Raw genomic sequence first — 23084 nt, 5'->3', positions numbered from 1 at the left:
GTATGCAGAAGGCGCCTGCACGGCAGATAAAAAACAGGTAACGCTGAAAATGAGCGCCGGCAACCAGGTGTTTGGTAAAAATGCTGCAGGCTCGCCTTTTACGGTATATGCACCGGGAACCTTCAAAGATGAAAAAGGGATAACTGATATTTCCCGTAACTGGGCCTTTGCCGTAAAAGCCGGCGACAGCATTACCTACGAATGGCCTTTGCAGGCGTTTGAAAATAATAAATATCATTTGCGTTTATACGGCCCCAATGGTTTTTACCGGGAGCTGATGGGCAATGCGCAGGACCCGGCCATACAGGTGGCTGTGGAGTATGAGCAGGATACCAGAACAAAAAAGCCTACCGGTAATGTGGTGGTGAAAATAACTAACCAGGATGCGGCCAAAGCCCTGCAGGTAGCTATTAAAGATCATGCTTACAAAACAAACGATGTAGCAAAGGCAGTAGCTAAAGGCGATACAGCTAACATAGTGCTGCCGCTGAAGAGCAGCCATGGCTGGTACGATTTCAGCATTAAGATCAATGGTTATGATGTGTTTGAAAAACGTTATGCCGGCAGGGTAGAGACGGGGCAGGAGAGCTTTACGGATCCGTTTATGGGCCGCGCTGTTTAATGAATAATTAATAATTAATAAAAGGGGCTTCGTAGAGAGGCCCTTTGATTTTATAGTATAGATAGTTTTTTGTTGCAGAAGGCAGCGTAGGGTTGTAATGCGGTAGTTATTTTTTTCAGCGTGGCGGGGGGTAAAGGTTGGAATGGTTTTAAGGTTACTATTACGCTGTCTTTATTAAAGGTACGCTGCCAGCTGGCAATGATGGTGCCTTTATGTACGATCACGGGATTAAAGATGCCATTGGTTGTATATACCATGCTTTTGTGCTGCGCGGGTAAAAAATGGCTCCGGTCCTCATAGCCTAATACATATTCATCAAAGCCGGGCAGGCAATACAGGCCTGGTTTTGCGATGGCCGGTTGTTTTGCGTTCATCCAGTATTCTTTTTGCTGCAGTATAAAGGAAGTAAGCAGCGGTTTCACCGCTTCCAGTCCTTCGCGGGCTTCTTTAATGGGAAGGCCCGACCATAAAATAAAATCACTTACAGTAGCCGGACCATGGCTTAAAAAATATCTTTTTGCCAGTTCGGCAACTGCAGCAGGGCGGTCTTTAAAAGGTTTAACAGCTGGTGCATGCAGCAGGGTGTAGGTAGGGGTGTTACCTCTTTTAGGGCCAATGCAGATCAGCTGGTTCATTGCTGCGTGGTAAAGGATATGCGTTAAACGTTCTCCTTTGGCTTCAATGCCTGCCTTATCAAATATAGCGGTCAGCTCATCCCGCGTAAGCGGTTCATGATCTTTAAGTGTACGGGAAAGAATGGTTTGGGTCTTCTTTAAGGTTCTTTCATCCAGCTCCAGGCTTTTATAACGGCTGGCAGCACCGCTTATAATACGCGGTCCCAGCAGGGATAACATCCAGTGTACATCATCAGCATGCACTAAATGCAGGGTGCCTCTTACACACCAGGTGCGGGTGATGCGTTTTTCTGCAATCGCCTGCTCTATGTCTGATTCCTGCAAACCTGGCAGGCGTGCGCCTATGGCCCATTGCGACTGTGCATATTCCTGCGACTGCAGGGCGCCCATCCATGCTACTACCTCCTCCGGTTTTGTAAAATTATGTGCTGACAGCTGTTGATTTGCCAGGCGCAGGTCCAGTAAGGCGGTAGTTTTCATATAGTGGTTTACGTTTGTTCATTGCAAAGCTAAGCTTCCTGGCTGACAGCCCTATGTCAGCAGTAAAACTATTGGGCAGCAGTACGCAGGTAACTGGCAATGCGGGCAAATTGCTGTTTGGTGCAGCCGGTGTTGTGGTTCTCTTCATTCTGCAGGTATTCTGCCCAGTCTAAAGGCGTACCCTGGAAGATCTTGTCTTTAATATCCAGCCGGGCGCCTGCCAGCACTAAGATCTTTACAGTATCCAGCGAGCCGGAAGACACGGCCTGGTGCAGGGCCGTGGCATGGGCATGAAAGCTGCATTTTGCGTGCGGAAAGGCGTTAATATCCAGCTCCATTTGCAGCAGCAGGGAAATAATGTTTGTTTGCCCGTAATAGGCGGCAGCTGCTAAAGCCACTTCCCTTATTTCTTTGCTGGCATCAGGCCCCAGCCGTTCCACGCTGTCGGCAATTCCCAGGCAGGCGGCTACCGGCAGGGTAAGGGCTTCCCCATGTTCCAGTAAATGTTTGGCTGCCGATACATTGCCATTCGCTAATGCGCTCAGCGCACCGTTGGCTATCGCGCCTGCATCCAGTAAAAGATCCATCAGCGGCAGCTGTACGCCGCAGTTACGGGCCGTGCTGCCGGTGGCCACCAGGCCTAAGGCATAATTGACCTGCCGTTGCAGGGTATCCGGCGCATGCTGCTGAATAGCGCGTATAATAACAGCAGCGCTGTCTGTAATATTATCGGGCAGGGTACCCCTGCGGATGGGATTATCTGCAATGAACCATAACAGGTAAGGTTGCTGGAAGTAGTTCTCCGTGGCCATGTCCAGCCGCTCGCTCACTATTTCCGGATGTTGCGCCAGCAATTTCTCCAGCGCAGTGGTATCTCCTGCATCTATAGCCGCAATGGCCTCACGGAATAGGGGATGTGGAATTTCCGGTTTGTCCATAACACAAAATTGATAGAAGAACACGAACATTAAATCCAGTCAGTTGGCAAAGATCTGGGGTGCATGTGCTGTAAATAAAAATACCGGATGGCATATTACCATCCGGTAGAAATGTAGCAATTTTCATGCACAACAAAAAATGTAGAAATGCTGCCTTATGCAGGCAGCATTCCGGCAGCGCCAAAAAGGGAGGCTTGCTCCCCTAACGCTGATAGCACAAATGACGTGGATAAACTGTTTGCCTGCATTTTTTCCAGCAGGCCGCTTTTAAATAAGGGAAAGGTTTGCGCAATATTTCCGCCCAGCACCACCAGCTCGGGTGCGGGTTGTAAAGTAGCTATAAAGGCGCCCAGGTTAGCGCCAAATTCATGGAACAGGGCTGCTACGGCCGGTTCTGTTTGCGCCACATCTGCAATGGCCTTTACATTTTTAGCGGTTTGCCCGCTTAGCTCCTGGTACCGCCGCATGATCCAGCGGGCGCAGAAATATTCCTCTGCCCGGGATGCCAGGAAAGGCGTATCAAAGAAAGCGGCATCCCGCACGATACCATTTTCCGCTATGGCCGATCCAAAGCCGGTGCCCAGCGTAAAGCCCATGGCATTCAGCCTGCCTTTGGCAGCCCCGTTATATAGCTCGCCCTGTAAAAAACACTGCGCGTCGTTGGCCATTTTAATGTTTGATGCCGGCAGCTGCAGCTCCTGCGCCAGCAGCTCTTTTACATTCAGCTCATACAACGCCTCATATTTATGCAAACCTTTAATAAGGGAAATACCTTCTTCATATTTAAAAGGGCCGGGCATGGCAATGCCTATCTGCTGCACGCCTGCGGCTGCCTGCATGCTTAAGCGCATTACCCTGGCCCATGCCTGTATGATCTCCGGCGCAGTGCCCTGGGCATTTACCTGCTCGCGGTGAAAAGAGCCTGGCACCAGCGTTCTGCGCTGCTGGTCTATTAATGCGGTAGTGATGTGCGATCCGCCAATATCTGCTCCCAGCACTACGGGGTGCCGGCTGTTTAATGCATTACTTTGTTCCAATGTGCCTGAATTTGTTCTATGGATTGTCCTTTGGTTTCCGGAACCAATTTATAAACCGTAATAAATGCCAGTACACAGAACAGCGCAAAGAACCAGAAGGTTGGCGCTGTGCCGATGCCATTTAAAAGCATGGGCGTTAGCTGCCCCACAATAGTATCTGCTACCCACATAACCATTATGCTGAAGGATAATGCTTTGGCGCGGATATGATCCGGGAATATTTCAGCTGCTATCACAAACTTCAGCGGGCCTATGGAAAAGGCAAAGAAAGCCAGGAAGGCCAGCACGCACAGCAGCAGGTAAATGCCGGTGGTAGCGCCGGTGTAAAAACAAATGCCCGTTAATACCAGGCTAACAGCTGCACCTGCAGTACCCCACAGGTACAGGGGCCTTCTGCCTAAGCTATCTACTTTCCATATGGCAAACAGCGTAAAGAAAACGTTGGCTGCGCCAAAGAATAGCTGGCTTAATAAAGAGTTGCTGATGGTAATGCCGGCCTGGTGTAAGATGGTAGGCCCGTAATAAATAATGGCATTAATACCGCTGAACTGTGAGAACAGCGGTAGTAAGATGCCTATCAGCAGCGCACGGCGGTAAGCCGGCGCAAAAAGCTGCCCGTAACCGCTGTTGGTAGGTGCAGCCGCTGTGGCGCTTTCCTGCTGCTGTTTTAACCAGCGCGGGCTTTCAGGAATAATGGTTACGCCCAGCAGGAACAGGATAGCAGGTATAATACCTACGCCGAACATTTTACGCCACAGGGCCAGCCCGCCTGCTTCTGATGCATATTGTAATAGCAGTGCGTTACTCAGGTAAGCAATAAAAATACCGATGGTAATTGCCAGCTGGTAAAAAGTAACCAGCCGCCCGCGCTGGTGATCCGGCGCTATTTCAGAGAGGTATAAAGGCACCACGCTGGAGGCAATGCCTACTGCCATGCCGCCAAAGATGCGCGCCATTATAAGCCAGGCAAATGCGGGTATGAACGTGCAGCCAATAGCTGCAAACAGGAATAATAAGGCTGCCAGCAGCATAAGCCTTTTACGCCCCAGCCGGTCGCTGAGGTCACTGGCAAAGATCACCCCAATAATGCAGCCTGCCAGTGCGGAGGATACAAACCAGCCCTGCTGTGCGGCCGAGAGGTCAAACTGCTGCTGTACAAAAGGCAGCACGCCGGATACCACGGCCATATCAAAACCAAAAAGGAAACCGCCCAGAGAGGCTATGAGCGTGGTAAGCGCCAGGTTGTTATGCGTTGATGATCGTGTCATTTTCTTGAAATAAGATCGCTAAAGAGCGGGTGTTCCGGTTTTAAAAAAGCCTGTACCACTTTTGCGCGTTCACTGCCGTTATTGGTAAAGGTGCAAACATCTGCTGCTGCAGGTATTACAAAGGTTTCCGCATAATGGTATTCCGTTGTTTGCCCGCCGGCAGTAGTTACGTTAATGGAAGTGCCTTCTACCAGCATCAGCACCAGGCAGCAGTTGCCGGTAGATACGGTAATGGTGGTATCAAACTCCAAACGGTGAACGTCATAAAAGTGAACAGCATGGGTAGGCACATGCACAATCTGCCAATCGGTACCCGTTTTAATAGTCGTGGGTATGGATCGTAACTGCTGCGTAACAAGCGCTCCCTGCCTGCTGAAATCCAGGTTGTTGAATGCATGGTCTATGCTGATGGACCGGGGCTTACCATCAAGGCCCGGCCTTAACCAGTCATACATTTTGAATGTAAAAATATACGGTGTGGCGCTGATCTCCAACACCAGATTATTGGCACCCGCACTATGTATGGTGCTGTTAGGTATTAAGAACAGATCGTGCTTTGCTGCTTTGTGCAGCTGCACGTAGTCGGTAATATTAATGGGCTGCTGGTTATCCCGGCTGTTTTCCAGCGCGTTGCGGAAAGCGGCCGGGTTTATTCCCTCCTGAAAACCCAGGTACACACCGGCATCGTCCTTACAATCCAGTATGTAATAGGTTTCGTCCTGCGTAATGTTCTCTCCAAAATTGTCGCGGATATATTGCAGGGCAGGGTGGCATTGTATGGACAGGTTACCACCATCAAACGTATCCAGGAAATCAAAACGGATGGGGAACTCGTATCTGAAAATAGGGGCATGCCTGCCTAAAATAGCGTTATGTTGGTAAAACATCAGCCATTCAAAAGGAATTTCCAGCAGGTTATGATCGCTTTCAAATATGACTCCGTTCTCCGGCACTATCATTTCAAAAGACCAGGCATAATTTGTTTCCTCCCGGTTCAGGCCGGGGATATGTTCCTTCATCCATTGCCCGCCCCAGGCGCCGGCTTCAAACCAGGGCCGTACGCGGAAAGTATTGCGGCTTATGCTTTCAATGCCTGCCTGCAGACCGGCGTTAAACATCCAGCTGAGCGTATTGCGCCACTGGGTATCTGCCATAATGGTAATGCGTTCGCCCAATGATTGTTTATAATCATTCAGCACCACCCAATCCACAAAATAGGCGCGTTTGTACATTTCACTGTATGCTTCCACCTGCGTGTTACCCAGGTTGGTAACGGCGCCGGCACGCATACGGTATTGCAGCTCATTCTTTGGAAGGTCTAAATAAATCACCGGCGCCAGTGTATGCGTTAAGGCAGCGCCGGTGCCGATCACTATATGAATGGAGCTGGTATCGAACTGCGGGGTATTGAGCGCCCCGGGCTGAAAGAAGTCTGTTAATGTAAGCGTGGCTCTTGTGCCCCAAACATCCCCTGCTTCACCAATAAAGGGTGCTACTAATTGCTGTACCTCCTGCGCTGGTTTCAGCAATGGTGCGGTATAGTGCCATTTTACGCGCAGGCCCTGCTGTTGCAGCTCCTGGTCTAATGCCTGTTGCACAGCATCCCAGAAAATACCTGTATAGCCATCTATCAGCACTATGGATTGTGTGGCTATCCAGGCCGCCAGTGTGGCATAGCCGGTAAAGATCTTTCCGGTGCCCAGCGTATGTGTTGGGTAAATATTATAACCCTTAGCCGGCTGCCTGTTGTTGTGCAGCGGCAATAAGGGTTGTGAGCTTTCTCTCCATTCCAGCTGCTTATCCCGGCCACTATTCATAAGCGGCCCCTGTGTTGTTATATCCATGAGTGTAGTACCTGTCAGTTGTTTTTAATGGGTTGTTACGCGTATCATCATAATTCCTTTGGCAGGCATGGTAAATGTGCTGCCTAATTCATTGCTGTCTTCTTCCAGCAGATTGCTCTGGTGAATGTTTAATACGGTATGTTCTTTTGCAGGCTGCAGGCTTACAGATGCCGGTGCTGCAGCGGCATTTACCAGCTGCAGCAGCACGCCTTTACCATCGCGGGCCGGGCTTATATTTTCAACATAAACAGCAGGTGCATTTATGTTGAAGAACAATGATTCTTCTGCGGCGCCGGTGGCTGCTGCAGCTACCAGCGGCTGGTGGTTGGCCAGGCCGTATTGATTGGCGGCTACTGCATCATAGGCTTTGTGCACCTGCAGGTAATAGCGGAAAGTGGCCGGGCCTTGCTGATCGCGGCGGAAATTGGTATGCCATAGGTTATTCATTACCCAGGATGCAATAACCGGCTGCTGCTCGGTAAAAGAGCGCCATAAGGGAGAAAAGTGCAGGCCACCGATTAAACCGGCGGTAGGGTAGCGGCCTATTTCAAACAGGGGCGCATCCGGGCTGCTCCAGGTAACGCCCATGTCTTTATTGGATACATCTACCCAGCGCTGCTGCGTGTACCAGTTACGGTTAGTATAAGGCAGCTGGTCTGCTTCTGCTGTAATGCTGCCCCAGGGAATGCTGTAGCGTACCTGCGCGCCGGGCACGTGGAAAGGAAATACAAAGTGTACGCTTTCCTTGTTGCCGATGGCTTGTTTATCAATAGTATTAATAAGCTCCACACGGTCAATACCTGCTACCAGCTTAATTTCCTGCTGCAGCCCATTAGTGCCGGGTGCAGCCGTATTTACCAGCAGGCTTACTACCAGCGGGCCTTTTTCCTTTACCTGTATGCGGGCATTGGCAGCGTATTGTATCTTCTCAGCGGAATCGCCGGGCAGGTAAGTGTATTGGTTCAGCCCTGCCGAATCGGCCAGGTTTACAGTACTCCCTTTCTTTTGCAGGCGGATGATGTTGCCGGTCTTCTCATCCAGGGTAATGGTATAAATACCATTCTGTAAGGTGTTGTCTTTTACAGTAGCCTTGTCCGTTATATAGGCGGCTCCTTTTTGAATAGTGAAACGCTGTTTGGAAAAAGGCGGTATATCCTGTACCAGGAACGCCAGCTCTCCGCTGCTTAAGCGCTGGGAAGGCATTTTGTTGCCTTTATGATCCTTTACCAGGTCGCCTGCGCTGCTCAGTGAGGCAGGCACCACTACCAGCTCTGTGCGGCGCTGTGAAAGCGTATTGAACACATCTACCGCACTGGTAGTGGTGGCTTCGCCTGCCTCACTTTTTGTAAGCAGCGCATTGGTTTGTGCGGCTCCATTTAATGCAAATGCTTTTTTGTAATTCCATTGGGATATCACCTTGGGATCTTCCGGCTGCGACACGCTGTTGTAGGCGCCCCAGGTATGCTCGTTGAACATAATGATGTTGGTCCAGGCGGTATCAAAATCAGCGGCCGGGTAATTGGGCTTGCCCCGTAATGCCCAGATGGCGCCGGCCTGCTGCAGGCGGTCGGAGGCATTGCGGTTAATACCTGTTTCCCGTGCAGCAGATGCAATACCATCTGTCCAGAACTCTGTATAGTCGCCGGCTACCAGTGGTATCTTATCTTTATTGGCGCTTTCAAAATCCTGTAAGAATTGTTTGGCAGAGGTGATGATCAGTTTGGGAGATGCATACCTTTCATTCCAGGCTTTTACTGCTTCGGGCAGCTCCGGATCAATGGGTGCATTATCACTCATAGCCCAGGTGAGTAAGGTCATGTTGTAGGGAAACCCTTTTTGCTCCAGCCTGGCCAGGTAATCGAACAAAAAGGGGTTCAGGAAATTTTCTTCCGGATGGCCGGTGTAAAAAGGTTTGGGGTCTTCTATCGTGAAAAAGTTAGGAATTTTATCGCCTTTGATCTGGTAACCGATGGAGTAGGGGGAGGATTGCCAGAACAGCAGCTTTTGCCCGCCGGAAGGCGACTGCCAGTAAAAAGGTTTATCGCGCCACTGGTCTGCCATGCCAATACGGTCCGATGCATTGGGCGCGCTCAGGAAATAATGCACCCCGGTAATATCCGATTGTGCGGCCAGGCCCCAGGAAGCGCCTGGCACATCGCCCTGGAACATAGAGTTAACAGTTACGCCATGCTCCTTACCCAAACGAATGCCGGTGTAAAACATATGCATGAGCTGCGCAGCGCTGGTGGCGCTGGTGTTAATATTGCCGTAACCGCCATCCAGGTTTATCCATCCTTTTTTAACGGCATCCCAGAAGCGGCGCTGTTTTGCTTCATCAGATAAAGCCAGGTAATGCTCTACCACCCAAATGGCTTCGGTATTCCATTTAAAACGCGCTTCTGCAGGATAAGCGGCGGAACGTTCTGCTATCTTAATGGCTTCATCAATGTTATTCATGTGAATGGCCAGCACTTTTGACTGCACATTGGTATAGCCAACATCCACATGGGAGTGCGGCATTACATATACCTTCCAGTCCGTACGTGCAGGCGATACTATGCAGCGGGCGCTGTACTGCTGCCCGCCGGAAGTATAACGTACATACACCTGCTCATCCTTTGTAACAGGCGTGCCGGGTAAAGGAATTTCATAATCTTTTAAACCTGCTGCTGCAGCGGCTATGGGCAAACTGTCCTGCAAGCCGTTGAATGAAACATACAGCTGTCCGCCTGTATAACTAAGGCCGCCGTGAAATACCAGCCGCACCATTCTGCATGCTTTGCCATTATGCTGCAGGTAAGCAGTAGTGGGCTGTAAGGCAACAGAAGTAAAGGAGGGTTGTTGTTGCGCATAAGCGGCAGTACCGCATAAAAAGATGAGCGCAACCAGGTTAAACAGTCTTGGTTTCATACGTGCAGTTGTATATGTACAAACATATATACATATTCGCACTTCTCCAACTAAAATTCTTTATTTATGGGGATTTTCGACGGAAACAGACAAGTACGGAAAACAAAAAAGCCCACCGGATTCCGGTGGGCTTTTTACACTTTGTATGAACAATATTAGAAGCCAGGATTGTTAGGCAAAATAGCAGGGTTCACATCCGTTTCCTGTTTGGGAAGCGGGAACAGTAATTGCTTTTCTGCAAACGTAGCGTTGAACACGGTTTTGTGTCCAATGAAATTATCCCAGGCGCCGGTAACATCGTTATGTACTTTGCGCGTCCGTATCATATCAAACCACATCTTGTTCTCAAAGCACAGCTCATAATAACGCTGCAGCCATACTTCCTGCTCAAAGGCAGCCTGTCCTAAAGCACCAATGGGCGCCAGCTTGGCACGTGCGCGGATGGCGTTTACATACTTAATTGCATCGGCATTGGGCCCGCCTTCTGCACGGTTAGATGCTTCTGCATACATCAGGTATACATCGGCCAGGCGGTACAGCGTGTAGTTAAGGTTTGATTTGGCAGTGTTAACTACTGCAGATGAATCAAAGTATTTATAAATGTAAGGATGACGGAACGTAATGGTATCTGTACCGCTCTTGCTTTTATACTTTGTAAAGAAGAACTGACGCTCCTGTACACGCTTATCGCCCGCAGGGAAAGATGCAATGAACTGGTTGGTGGGATACACAGAACCATACTCATCTGAGTACTGAGAGATCCCGGAGTAGTTCGGAATAAGCAGCGCTGTCAGCGGGTTGTTAGAAGGTATGCTGGCATCGTACTGTACCTGGAAAATAAATTCTCCCTTGTTCTTATTGGCCGGGTTAATCATATCCCTGTATTCAGTGAACAGGGAAGCGCCGCCGTTGTCAATAGCCAGCTTGGCATGTTTGGCAGCTTCGGCATAGTTAGTTGCACCACCATTAATAGCTGCGCCTGCGTAAGTCAGGTACACATCTGCCAGGATGGATTGAACAGCAGCCATGGATATATGACCGGTATTATCTGACCAGGGCAGTGTTGATTTTTCAGCTTCCAGCAGATCAGGAATAATGATCTTATCATAAATATCCTTTGCCGGTGTGCGGGCAACGTAAGTTTCATCTGCAGTTTTAGGTACGGTGGTTACCATGGGTACCGCGCCGTACATACGTACCAGCCAGAAGTAGTATAAAGCGCGCAGGGCATGGGCTTCTGCCAGCATATTGGTTTTATCTGCGTCCGGTACATCAGTAACATTAGGCAGATTTTCCAGCGCAGAGTTGCAGGCGCCTACACCCTGGAACAGGCGTCTCCACCAGGTATCCACGTAAAAGGAGGTGGCGCCGTAGCTCAGGTTCTGGAAGGTTACATAGCCGGTTTGCCCCAGGTCGCTGTTGGCCTTACCGGTCATAAACTCCATCAGGTTATAGGTGTTGCCACCGTAGGAACCATCCTGCCCGGCCAGAAAACCTTGCAGATCTTCGTAGCAGCCATTGGCAAATGCGTGTGCCACTTTAGTGCCGGAAAGCGGGGTGCCGGGTTTAATAAAGCCGGTAGGCTTTTCTTCCAGGAACTTTTTACAGGAAACGCCCGTTAACACCAGCGCCGCTAATAATATGTTTTTTACTGTTTTCATTTTTCTTAAGTTTTTGTTTTCACTTGGTTTTAAATGAACATCATTGCATCCGTTTCACTTAGCTGTTAGAAGCCCAGTGATACACCCAGGTTCCACACGCGGGGACGGGGGTAGGAGAAGAAATCCAGGTTTTGTGAAAACGCACTGTTAGAGCCGTAAGTAGTGTTAAAAGTTTCAACTTCCGGATCATAGCCGGTGTAGTCTGTGATCACGAACAGGTTTTGTACACTGGCGTATACACGTAACCGGTTGATCTTCGTACGGCCGAACATAGATTCGGGGAAGTTGTAGCCCAGCGTAAAGTTCTGACCGCGGATGAAAGATGCATCCTCAACCCACCAGGTATCAAAGTGAGAGTCCTGTGTGAATTTGTAGCTGCGTACCTGTGCGATCATAGTGTTCTGGTGCTCAGGTGTCCAGGCATCCAGTACAGTTTTCAGGCTGTTGGCCAGTGTTTGACGGTCTTCTGTAGAGTGTTTGAAAGTTGCGGCAGCATTTACGCCTTGTACGATACGGATGTCGAAGGAGAAATCCCAGTTCTTGTATTTCAGGGTGCTGCTGAACATACCGGTCCATTTCGGATAGGCGCGGCCTATGATGCTGTAGTACGGAGTACCATCTGCATTGTAAATATACTTACGGTCGCCGGGCAGCAGGCTGTGTTGTGCTGCTTCAGCTGCTTCGTCGGTGCTGTAGGTGCCCAGGCGGGTCATACCATAGAAGGAGCCGATAGGCTGGCCTACGCGCAGTACGTTGGTTTGGCCCAGGAAGTTAGGACCAGGGAAAATGTCTGCATTACCACGGTTCAGGTTCAGGATCTCGTTCTTGTTGGAGGTGAAGATGAAGTTGGTGGTCCAGGTTAAGTTCTTGCTTTTAACGTTTACTGTTTGCAGGTTCACTTCTATACCGCTGTTACGTACGGAACCTACGTTCTGGTAAACGTTGGCAGTGCGCATACCGGCAGACCAGGGAATGGGCGCCTGCAGCAGCAGATCTTTAGTAGTACGGCGGTAATAGTCCAGGTTCAGGTTAATGCGGCCGTTAAAGATGGCAAATTCCAAACCGGCATCAAACTGCAGGGAGCGTTCCCATTTCAGATCCGGGTTACCAATGTAACCGGGCAGCAGAATGGATGCGTTGGCGCCTCCCAGCGGAGTGTTATCAGCAACGGTCTGCGGCTGTGAAAGATACTGGCCAATTTCCTGGTTACCGGAAATACCGTAGCTGGCACGCAGTTTCAGCAGATCTATCCAGCTTGCCTTTTTCATGAACTCTTCCTGGCTGATGTTCCAGCCTGCACCTACTGAGGGGAAGAAAGCGTACTTATTGTTCTCACCAAAACGGGAAGAACCGTCATACCTGCCGGTTGCGGTGAACAGGTACTTTTCGTTGATGTTATAGGTAACACGCGCAAAGTAAGAGTTCATGGACCACTGATAATCGCCGGAACCAATGGCCTGGCGTACGGAACCTGCACCCAGGTTATGATACTGGAAGAAATCACTGATGAAGTTCTGTTCTTCCGTATTGAAATTTTCGTTGTTATACCGCTGGAAAGAGATACCCACCAGGGCGGTCATGCGCTGGTGTTCGTTGATCTTCTTATTCCAGGTCAGGTAGTTTTCAGACTGCCAGTAAGTGTTGGTGTTGTTGGTAATGATAGCAACACCGCCCTGGTCTTGTGATAAGTGAGGCAGATCAGCTGAAGAGAAATAGTTAGTCTTCAGAGAGTTGAGGTTATAACCAAAGTCTGTTTTAAAATCCAGGTCTTTGGTGATATGAAAGTTCAGGTAGGCATCGCCAATAGCCTGCAGATTGTTGTTGAGCGTGTACCTGTTATTTGCAATGTGTACCGGGTTGGGACCGCCTTCCAGGCCGGCAATATCAAAGTTGCCTGCCCAGCTGCCATCAGGATACTTTACCGGTAAAATGGGCACTTCTTCACTCACCATGCGGGGTACGTTCAGCGCGCCGTTACTCTCAGATACCACACGTTGTTTGCTGGAAATAACGGAAACGTTACCACCTACGCTCAGCCATTTGTTCACATCATTATCAAAGGTTAAACGGGTAGAATAACGTTTGAACCAGGATTGTGTCATCAGACCATCCTGATCCAGGTAACCCGCTGATAAGCTGAATAAAGACTTTTCACTACCACCCTGTACGTTAATATAATGGCTGTGGGATATAGCCGGTTTGTACACTTCCTTTTCCCAGTTGGTGTTGTACAACGGTTTGTCGTTTGCATCAAACAACAGGGGGAAGTTAGTGTGGTTCAACGCTTTGTCCGGCGCCCAGGTACCATGATCAGGATCGAATTTGGTAGCATTGGCAAAAGCCAGGTTATATGTTTTTACAAACTCATCTGAGTTCAGTGTAGGCAGGTGACGGTAGAGCTCACTTACGTTCACATTGCCTTCATAGCTTACACGGGTTTGGCCGCGTACGCCACGTTTGGTGCTTACGATGATCACACCGTTTGCACCGCGTGCACCGAAGATAGCAGTGGAAGATGCATCTTTCAGCACTTCAATGGAGGCAATGTCGCTGGGGTTCAGCGCATTTGCATCCACACCAATTACTCCATCCACTACGTACAGCGGATCAATGTTAGAGTTAATGGAGCCAATACCGCGGATACGCACCTTAGCCACCTGGCCGGGAGCGCTGCTGTTGATGTTTACATCCACACCAGCTACTTTACCCTGCAGGGCCTGTGATACGTTGGGTACGGGCCTGTCCATCAGCTGTTCTGCTTTTACAGAAGCCACTGAACCGGTCAGGTCAGATTTTTTGGCAGAACCGTAACCGATCACCACCACATCATTCAGCTGGCTGGCTGATTCTTCCAGCGCTACGCTGATGTTGGTTTGATTACCTACGGTTACTTCTTTGCTGGTAAAACCCGTAAAGGAGAAAACTAATACGGAGCTGGCATCAGGTACCTGTATGGTAAAGGTGCCGCTTTCAGTGGTAATGGTACCGTTGCTGGTACCTTTTATCTGTATGGTTACATTGGGCAATGGCGTTTTATCGCCGGCATTGGTAACCCGCCCGCTTACCTTAAGCTGGGCCATTGCATTTATGGAGAGCAGCATGCATGCAATGGCATAATAGATAAACTTTCTTTTCATAACAGGTATTTTGGTTTTACGAATAGATTGCTTGAAATGGTTTACGAATAGATGTTACTTTGATTTTTAGCCTGGTTTCTAACTTTGGTTTGTGATGACGGAATTTGGTTTCAGAAAATATTCAACAGTTCACGAGTTCAATAGCTATTGTTTCTGCAATAGTTTGCTTGATCTGGCTTATGAATAAATATTACTTTGGTTTAAGCTTTGGTTTCGTTTCTAATAGTTTCCAATTTCAGTTACGAGATGACGCGATCGATCTAAGAATAACGTTCAACAGTTTCCGGCCTTAAATACCTAACGGGATGCTCCAATACCTAACGAGACGCTCAATAACAAGTTCAATCCTTCCTTAACGAGATATTTAAATAACAAATTTTATCCTTTCTATAACGTAGCCAGCTTATTTATGCTGTACTGCCCATTGTTTTAATGACGTAATAGCATCGAACAAAACACCTGCCTCCCCTCTGAAATCTTTTGAGCCCTTTGGCTCACCGGTCTGCACATCATACCACTCGTAAAAGCCTTTATACTTTAAAGCTCTTTCCAGGATGGGATCCAGCTCATGGGTGGCTTCCTCTATAAATCCATTGGCAATAAGCGCCTGTATCATGCGGCCGCCAAACCAGGTCCAGTCGCCGGCATTCTGATACACGTAAGGTTTCATGTTCGGAAATTCCGTGGCCGGGTAGGGCGGGTATACTGTGATACCAATGGTAGCATATTTTTCTTTAGCTGCAGCTGCTACCATTTGTTTGTTGAGGGCTGCAATCTCCGCATGATCATGAAAGCCGGCAAGTATGGCACAGGTGGTGCCGCCGGTATATAAGATCTCCTGTTCGTTAAATGTGTTTGAGAACGGGCTGCCGTTCAGGTACAGGTGTGGAATATATTTTTGCTTACCGGCCTGCCACAGATTCATGCGTACATGCTGGCGGATATCTGCGGCTATCTTTTTCCAGTCTTTGGATGCGCGGTACTCCTTTGGCTGCATGGCCAGGAAATCCTGCACAGCTATTACGAACATGGCGTTGTCGTAAATATCAATGCTCCATTTTGTTTTGTTGTTAATGGCTACGCCCCAGCCGGTTTCAGGCTGCACATCTCCCCAGTCAATGGTGGTAGCGCCGGTGATAAGACCATATTTAGCGGAGTACCTTTCTTTCAGCAGGTAGCTGAAAGCTGCTTCCATACGCTGTAATACGGTGCTGTCGCCTATTTTTTCCTGGAGAATGGAATGGTCGCCGGTAGCGTCAATATACTTTCTGACAGCCTGCACCAGGGATGATTCCTGGTCCGTTTCTACCGTGTTCTTATGCGCTGCCCATCCGGGCGCCAGCTTTGAATACCTGTATTGATAACCGCCGTTGGCTTTGCGGGCGTCAATTACGCCGTCTACTATATTACCATCGCTGCCCTGCATTTTAAAGAACAGCAGCAGCATTTCCTTTACTTTTTCTTTTGGAAGTACCTGTAATGATCCTTTAATGAAGGTGTTGAAATCGCGGATCCATACTTCCCCATAGGAAGTGCCTGCAGCAAACCCTGTAAGTAAACGTAATGCTCTTGCCTGGATCGTATCTAAGCGGTGATCCGCCAAAATGGATGTGGCTAAAGTATTGTTCCTGCTCTGTGTGAACCCAGTAAAACCATTTAGCAAAAAAGAGAAAAAAAATATGGTAATAACGGGAATCGTAAAGATGCGCCTCATTTGCATGGCCCCTTTAATTATGTACAAACATATAAACATAAATTAACTTTTGCAAGAATTCTTAAAAATAAGTTAAATCGTGCGGTTTGGTATTTATAAATTTGATAATCAATTATTTAGATGGGAGTGGATAATATTTGTTAGTTTATATTCCTGCTGTTTCCCTTAACTTTGATCATACATACTATCATACTCTTTCATATGCCTACTATGATATTTTCATTATTTTGTACCTCGACCGTTAGCGAACATGAATTTTAGTATCGACCACAAAAATCCCTTGCCGCTGCACGTGCAGGCGGAGAATTTACTGCGTACAATCATCAGGGACCCGCAGTATGCAAATGGAAAATTTTTACCTAATGAAGTACAGTTAGCCAAACAGCTTGCCATTTCCAGATCCACGTTAAGGCAGGCACTCAACAAATTAGTATATGAGGGATTGCTGATCCGCAAAAAGGGGGTGGGCACCAAAGTAGCGGAACCTACCATCAGCTCCAAGTCAAAGAACTGGCTCAGTTTTACACAGGAAATGAATGCCCGGGGAATTATGATCAAGAACTTTGAGCTGCATGTAACCTGGGTAACACCGGATGAAGCAGTGGCCAATTTTTTTGACATCAGCACCAGCAAAAAGATCCTGAAGCTGGAAAGGCTGCGGGGTAAGGCGGAAGGGCCTTTCGTGTATTTTATCTCCTACTTTCATCCACGGGTAGGACTTTCAGGAGAAGAGGATTTTAAACGCCCGCTGTACGATATCCTGGAAAAAGATTACATGGTTACGGCCACACTTTCCAAAGAGGAGATCTCTGCCAAGTCGGCCGACAAATTCCTTGCCGGTAAGCTGGAAATAGAAACCGGCAGCCCTATCCTTTGCAGGAAAAGGTTCGTGTACGATCAGGGCGAGCGCCCCATTGAGTTTAACCTGGGTTATTACCGCGCAGACAGTTTTGTGTATACGGTGGAAAGCCGGAGGGACTAGTTGTTTAGTGGGCAGTTGGCAGTTGGCAGTCCGTAGCCGGAACTGCAACTAATCAATACTAACTTATTCCTGCAAATATGTTCATGGTGTTTTATTGGGAAGTACTGCAACTACTAATACAAATCCATTACAGTAAATGTATTCATAACTGCCAACTGCCCACTGGCAACTGCCAACTATTTCCTCGGTGAAATATTACTATCCGCCAGCCAGTTGGTTAACAGCGGGGGCCACGCTTTCAGCGATTGTAAGTTAGAGCGGTAACCCATATTAAAGGCATGGGCGCCATTGGCAAAGATGTGCGCCTCCACCGGTACTTTGGCAGCACGGTACCTTTGCAGCAGCTGCACAATAGGTACGGAACAGCACTCATCCTCATTAGCCGCAATTAAAAATGCAGGCGGCGCATTGGCCGGTACCTGCTCCGGCACACCTAACGGCCCCGGGTATACGAGCACCTGGAAGCTGGGCTTACCATTCAAGCGGTCTACGGGATCTTTGGCCTGCGGATCGCCTGCACCGGATGCATAAGCCACCTGCGCTACCACCTCTCCACCGGCAGAAAAGCCCCAGATGCCCACACGGGCGGTATCAATATTCCAGTCTGCCGCATGGCTGCGTACCAGGCGCATGGCGCGGTAAGCATCCTGCCTGATCTCTTTTTCCAGGGTATAGGGCGATCCTTCTTCCCGGAATAAACGGTACTTTAAGATAATAGCCGCTATGCCTATGCTGTTCAGGTATCTGGCCGGCTCTACACCTTCTGAGTTATACACCAGCAAACGAAAGCCGCCACCCGGACATATTACTACCGCTGCGCCGGTAGCTTTTTCTTTAGGCGGGAGGTACACGGTAATGGAAGGGTTGTGTATATTTTTTACATAATAGTCTTTAGCCTCTTCCGGCTCATTACGGCGGTTCTCATACCCCGGTGCGCCGTTGGGCCATAGATGGATCACCTGCGGAGTATCCTGAGCGATGGCAGTAGCGAGGAACAGGGAACAGATAAGCGTTTGCAGCAGAAACCTGGTATACGTGGACATATAAAATGTTTGAAAGGATGATGGGAATTGACTAAACAAAATAATAAAAAACCGTTACAAACGGAGGGGGAGCGAAAGAATGTAAAATGATAAATGTAAAATCTAAAATGTAAAAGTAAATGCAGCAATATATTAGCACTGCATTCACTTTTACATTTATCATTTAGAATTTTACATTTTACATTCCTTCAGCCCGTTCCCCCTTCAGCGACCACCCTGTTTTCAAACCAACCACAAAAAGGACCAACAATACCTCCCCTAAAGCCAATATGATATCGCCCGGCACCCGCAGCCAGCGCAGGAGCTGCATGGTATCCGTGTGCATGAATGCGGCTGAGCGCGCATACCAGTAACCATGCTGTATGGAAGCAATTACCTGCAAAATGCCCATGGGCAGTATGCTGATGGTTACCATTACCAGCAGGCCAATGTTAATGCTCCAGAATGACCATGCCAGCAGCTTATCGTTCCAGTGTTTATGCGGGTACAGGCCACGCAGCACAAATAACATCAGCCCTATGCCCAGTATGCCATATACGCCGAATAAAGCCGTGTGCCCGTGTACTGCGGTTGTATTCAGCCCCTGTATATAATACAGGGCAATGGGCGGGTTAATGGCAAACCCGAAGATGCCTGCGCCCAGGAAGTTCCAGAAGCACATAGCAATAAAACAGTAAATAGGCCATTTATATGCTTTGATCCAGTTGGTGGACCGGCTGAGCGTGTAGTTATGATATGCTTCAAACCCAATGAGCACCAGCGGCACTATTTCCAGCGCGCTGAAAGTAGCGCCCAGGGCTAAAACTGCGGTAGGGGTAGCGCTGAAATAAAGATGATGGAAGGTACCAATGATACCGCCGGCCAGGAATACAATGGTGGAGAACAGCACCCCGGTAGTGGCATATTTAATGTGCAACAAGCCCAGGCGGCAAAAGAGGAAGGCTGCTACCACGGTGGCAAATACTTCAAAAAAACCTTCTACCCACAGGTGCACTACCCACCAGCGCCAGTATTCTGCGATGGCCATATGTGTTTGCCGCCCGTACATTAAACCTGCTGCATAAAATACAGCAATAGCAATGGATGCAATTACAAACAGTGTGAGCAAATGCCGGCTTTCATCGCGCCGGCGCAGGGCCGGCAGCAGGGCCCTTAACATCAGCACCAGCCAGATCACCAGCCCTGCCAGCAGCAGTATTTGCCATATGCGGCCCAGCTCAATGTATTCATAACCCTGGTGGCCCCAGTAGAAGTTCTCTACCAGTCCTAACTTCTGCATTACACCTAACCATTGCCCAACCAGGGAGCCGCCTACTACTACCACCAGCGCACCGAATAAAACGTTTACGCCTAAACGCTGCAGTGGCGGCTCATAACCGGATACCGCCGGTGCAATATATAAGCCGGTGGCCAGCCAGGAAGTAGCTATCCAGAAAATGGCCAGCTGTACGTGCCAGCTGCGGGATACGGATGCCGGTAAAAATTTATCTAAGGGCAGTCCGTAAAAGGCGCTGCCTTCCACACCATAGTGCGCGGTAACAACCCCGGCCGCCATTTGCACCAGAATGAGAATGCTTACGATCCAGAAATATTTCAGCGTGGCTTTCATGGAAGGGGTTACCGGTGAATCCCGCAGTGGATCTGCAGCAGGCAGCGCCACAGCTTCCTCATCTTTATTCTTTGCATGGTATAAGATCAGGAGGGCCACACCGCTTAGCAGCAGCAGGATGCTGAAGCCTGACCAAAGGTGCAAAGCGGCGCCCGGCGCATTGCCCACCGTTTCATCGCCCGGCCAGTTATTGGTGTAGGTAATATTACTGCCCGGCCTTTCTGTGATGCATACCCAGGTGGTCCAGGCAAAAAAGGCATTCATTTTACGCATGCGTTCCGGGTCTTTGATAGTGGCTTCGGGAATAGCATACTGCCCGCGCAGCGTGTTAAACTGCGGATCGGTCATAAATAAACCGGCGTAATACCCGGAGAGCTGCTGAAACGCCTTTGTGCGTGCGGCAGAGAATACAATACTGTTCTGCGCTTCGTTAAATGTATTACGCCGTATGTTCTCTTTCAGGCGCTCTTTGTACAGGGCCTGTTCATCGGCCGGCAGCTGTGCATATACCTTTCCATCTGCAGCAGCAATTTCTTTAAGCATTATTTCAGCTTCGCGGTGCAGGTAATCGGCGGTCCAGTCGGGCGCAATATAGCTGCCGTGGCCCCATATGCTGCCCACGGTTTGCCCGCCGATGGACTGCCATACGTTTTGCCCGTCTTTAATATCCTGCCCGGTGAAAAGGATGTTGCCTGTTTCATCCACTACTTTTCCGGGAATGGGCGGCAGCTTACGGTAAATGTCGGTTCCAAAGAAGATCAGGACTGCAAAGGAGCAAATTAAGGTCAAAGCAAGTCCTATCCATAGTTTTCGTACGGTCATGTTGGTAAGATTATATGTTAATCAGGGAGCTGTGTTAGTTCGGGATCTTTTTTACATGGATCATAATACGTGCAATACTGGTAGCCCTTTTTCCGGCATTTTCCGCTACTTCGCCCTCAAACAGCTCATCCAGTGTGGCATGGAATAATAGCAGCCAGCGGTCAAAATGAGCCCTTTCCAGCGGTATGGGTAAGTGTTTGCTCATAGGATCGGACTTGTATTGTTTGGTATATAGCAGCAGGGTGCCCCAGAACTGGCACATGATCTCCAGGTGAGGTTCCCAGTCTTTTATAATACTGTTAAAAACAGGCGCCAGCAGCTCATCCTGCCTTACCTTATCGTAGAAAGTATACACCAGTTTTTTTATATCGGCCTCCGTAGTGATATCTGTTTTCATGATACTGGTTTTAAGAAAATATATTAATACCTTTTTGTCTTTTATTATTGTAAAAAAAAGCACTCACCTTTTCAGGAATCCAATGCTTTTTGCCAGCTGATCGTTAAACTCACCCAGTTTGGTGGATTGCAGGGTTTTATAAATATCTTCCCTTATTTTTTTGAACTCATGGTGCAGGGGGCAGGGCTTGGCATCGGAGCAATACTCCAGCCCCAGGCCGCAGCCGGAAAAAAGCTTGTCGCCGTCTATTGCTTTCACAATATCTGCCAGGGTGCATTTAAGGGTTTTATTATCCAGGTAAAAACCGCCGGTAGGGCCTTTAAGGGAAAGCACCAGCCCTTTGCGGCTCAGGTCCTGCAGTATTTTGGCAATAAAATGTTCGGGGGAGCCAATGCCTCTGGCTATTTCCTTCACACCTACCCGCACATCGCTCTTCGATTGCTGTGCAATGAAGATCATGGCGCGGATAGCATACTCACAGGTTTTTGAGAACATTCCTTTTAGTTTACGGTGCAAAGATAGGGCTAAAAAAATAATAAAAGAGTTTTTAGTCTTTTATTATGAAAATAATTCCGGGAACCGGCCTGCATTAAAAAAGCACAAGCGCAACAAGTGCGCCTGTGCTTATGATCTTATTTACAGAGAGAGCGGAAGTTCCGCTTATTATTATTTGATCTTGATCAGCTTCAGCGTTTTACGCTGGTTGCCCTGGATCACTTCCAGGAAGTAGCTGCCGGGCGATAATGCCTGCCCGAACTGGAAATTGGTATTAGGCGTTACCGTACGGTGGCTTTCCACAATACGGGCGTAGCTATCCAGCACATTCACCATCAGGGGCTTATCATTAACAGGGGTAGTGCTTACCAGCTCAAAATAATCGGCGCTGGGGTTGGGCATCACCTTAATATTAAGGCCACTGTTGGCAGGCGCTGCCGCAACAGCCGGTTTAACGGATTCTTTGGCTTTTTCCGTCATGCGGCCATTGCCTTTACAGTTAATAGCTACCTCTTTCAATACCGGTGTTACCTTGGTATCTGTAGTTTTCAGGGTTGCCTTGTATTGCACGTAACGGCCGTTGATACCTGCGGCTTCGCCCTGTGCGTTAATGGGCTTAAAGGCCTGCCAGGTACCATCATTCGGATTATTCGTATTGCCGGCGCTAACGGAAATGGCTACACTGGTGCCGGCCGGTGTTTCGGCATGCCAGGTAACGGCGCCCCAGTCGGTAGCATCGCCTGCATCAAACACGCGGGAGGTAAAGCTGCCGCTGGGCGTATAGGGCGCTACATGCATCCAGTCTATAGATAAAGCGCCGTCTGTGCTTGCATAGTCGCTGATCTGGATGAACATTTTTGAGGTCATGGCCATATTAATAACAGCGGCCGGTTTGGCGCTGCCATCTACATAAAACTCAAAATTAGCAGCGTTCCATTTGATCTTGTAACGGTGCATGGCGTCCAGCAAATTGCTGCCCAGCTTTACTTCCACATTGTTGGAAGCCCGTGCATAGATATTGCCATCACCGCTGCCTCCCTGGCCAATGGTTACCCAGGGACCATCCACATAAGGCTGGTCAATGGAAAAACCGATGTTCTGGTAGGCGCCTGCGGTAAACATAGCGGAAAATTCCATGGTAGATCCCGGCTCAAAAGGATTGTTGGAAAAAATATGGACGCCGTTGGCCGTGATAACACCGTTGTTATTAACAGCAGTACCGTCGTTGTTATAACGTGCGCCGGTCCAGCCTTCCGGGATGGTTTTCACCAGGCTTAAAAATTCTTCCGTTAATGCCGGCTGCAGGGTTACGCCGCCATCGGCAGTTACAGCAGCGCCTATATCCGGATTACCCTGGTTAAACTCCGTGCGGTCAATAGCACAGGGAGCTTCCGGCAGGGTGAATTTTAACGGTGGTGCGCTCAGAGAAGGTTTGGTGGTAATATTACCGGCCATATCCTTGGAGGCTACACGAAAATAATAGGTAACAC

The 23084-nt window shown here is 48.8% G+C and carries 16 protein-coding genes; 2 read left to right on the top strand and 14 right to left on the bottom strand.

Annotation, left to right across the window (positions count from 1 at the left end; genetic code table 11):
- The coding region (locus VIM87_RS31240) for a phospholipase domain-containing protein (RefSeq protein ID WP_332000785.1) at positions 1-622 on the top strand (622 nt) is incomplete at its 5' end.
- 50 nt (positions 623-672) lie between these two features.
- Here VIM87_RS31240 and VIM87_RS31235 read toward each other — a convergent pair.
- The 9 genes from VIM87_RS31235 to VIM87_RS31195 form a co-directional block, all read right to left on the bottom strand.
- A complete protein-coding gene (locus VIM87_RS31235; protein ID WP_332000784.1) occupies positions 673-1737 on the bottom strand; it encodes a winged helix DNA-binding domain-containing protein in 1065 nt (354 codons plus the stop codon).
- A 68-nt stretch (positions 1738-1805) separates the two neighbouring features.
- A complete protein-coding gene (locus tag VIM87_RS31230) occupies positions 1806-2675 on the bottom strand; it encodes an ankyrin repeat domain-containing protein (protein ID WP_332000783.1) in 870 nt (289 codons plus the stop codon).
- Positions 2676-2830: 155 nt separating this feature from the next.
- Entirely contained in the window at positions 2831-3712 is an 882-nt protein-coding gene (locus tag VIM87_RS31225; protein WP_332000782.1) for an ROK family protein, read from the bottom strand.
- Positions 3691-4980: an MFS transporter gene (locus VIM87_RS31220; RefSeq protein ID WP_332000781.1), complete on the bottom strand. Its 1290-nt coding sequence runs from the start codon at positions 4978-4980 to the stop codon at positions 3691-3693. Before VIM87_RS31220 ends, VIM87_RS31225 begins: the two co-directional genes overlap by 22 nt.
- Positions 4977-6824: a class I mannose-6-phosphate isomerase gene (locus VIM87_RS31215; RefSeq protein WP_332000780.1), complete on the bottom strand. Its 1848-nt coding sequence runs from the start codon at positions 6822-6824 to the stop codon at positions 4977-4979. The genes VIM87_RS31220 and VIM87_RS31215 overlap by 4 nt, the downstream gene beginning before the upstream one ends.
- 24 nt (positions 6825-6848) lie before the next feature.
- A complete protein-coding gene (locus tag VIM87_RS31210; RefSeq protein WP_332000779.1) occupies positions 6849-9734 on the bottom strand; it encodes a glycoside hydrolase family 38 C-terminal domain-containing protein in 2886 nt (961 codons plus the stop codon).
- A 155-nt stretch (positions 9735-9889) separates the two neighbouring features.
- Entirely contained in the window at positions 9890-11395 is a 1506-nt protein-coding gene (locus VIM87_RS31205; RefSeq protein ID WP_332000778.1) for a RagB/SusD family nutrient uptake outer membrane protein, read from the bottom strand.
- Positions 11396-11460: 65 nt separating this feature from the next.
- Complete coding sequence (locus tag VIM87_RS31200) at positions 11461-14532, bottom strand: TonB-dependent receptor (RefSeq protein WP_332000777.1); 3072 nt, start codon at positions 14530-14532, stop codon at positions 11461-11463.
- Positions 14533-14935: 403 nt separating this feature from the next.
- The gene (locus VIM87_RS31195) at positions 14936-16135 is read right to left on the bottom strand and encodes a GH36-type glycosyl hydrolase domain-containing protein (RefSeq protein WP_332000776.1); all 1200 of its coding nucleotides are present in this window, start codon (positions 16133-16135) and stop codon (positions 14936-14938) included.
- A gap of 361 nt (positions 16136-16496) precedes the next feature.
- Here VIM87_RS31195 and VIM87_RS31190 point away from each other — a divergent pair, with 361 nt between their 5' ends.
- Complete coding sequence (locus VIM87_RS31190; protein WP_332000775.1) at positions 16497-17228, top strand: GntR family transcriptional regulator; 732 nt, start codon at positions 16497-16499, stop codon at positions 17226-17228.
- 176 nt (positions 17229-17404) lie between these two features.
- Here VIM87_RS31190 and VIM87_RS31185 read toward each other — a convergent pair whose 3' ends face one another.
- The 5 genes from VIM87_RS31185 to VIM87_RS31165 form a co-directional block, all read right to left on the bottom strand.
- The gene (locus tag VIM87_RS31185; RefSeq protein ID WP_332000774.1) at positions 17405-18271 is read right to left on the bottom strand and encodes an alpha/beta hydrolase; all 867 of its coding nucleotides are present in this window, start codon (positions 18269-18271) and stop codon (positions 17405-17407) included.
- Between the two features lie 178 nt (positions 18272-18449).
- The gene (locus VIM87_RS31180; protein WP_332000773.1) at positions 18450-20702 is read right to left on the bottom strand and encodes a nitric-oxide reductase large subunit; all 2253 of its coding nucleotides are present in this window, start codon (positions 20700-20702) and stop codon (positions 18450-18452) included.
- A gap of 34 nt (positions 20703-20736) precedes the next feature.
- The gene (locus VIM87_RS31175; RefSeq protein WP_332000772.1) at positions 20737-21099 is read right to left on the bottom strand and encodes a group III truncated hemoglobin; all 363 of its coding nucleotides are present in this window, start codon (positions 21097-21099) and stop codon (positions 20737-20739) included.
- Between the two features lie 63 nt (positions 21100-21162).
- Positions 21163-21594 carry an Rrf2 family transcriptional regulator gene (locus tag VIM87_RS31170; RefSeq protein ID WP_332000771.1) on the bottom strand — a complete coding sequence of 144 codons (432 nt, stop codon included), beginning with the start codon at positions 21592-21594 and terminating at the stop codon, positions 21163-21165.
- Between the two features lie 171 nt (positions 21595-21765).
- Positions 21766-23084, bottom strand: a 1319-nt coding sequence (locus VIM87_RS31165) for a T9SS type A sorting domain-containing protein (RefSeq protein ID WP_332000770.1), incomplete at its 5' end; no start/stop codon positions are given.

Origin of the sequence: Chitinophaga sp., from assembly GCF_036569125.1 — a bacterium.
Classification (GTDB): domain Bacteria; phylum Bacteroidota; class Bacteroidia; order Chitinophagales; family Chitinophagaceae; genus Chitinophaga.
This window is presented reverse-complemented; position numbering and strand designations above follow the sequence as displayed.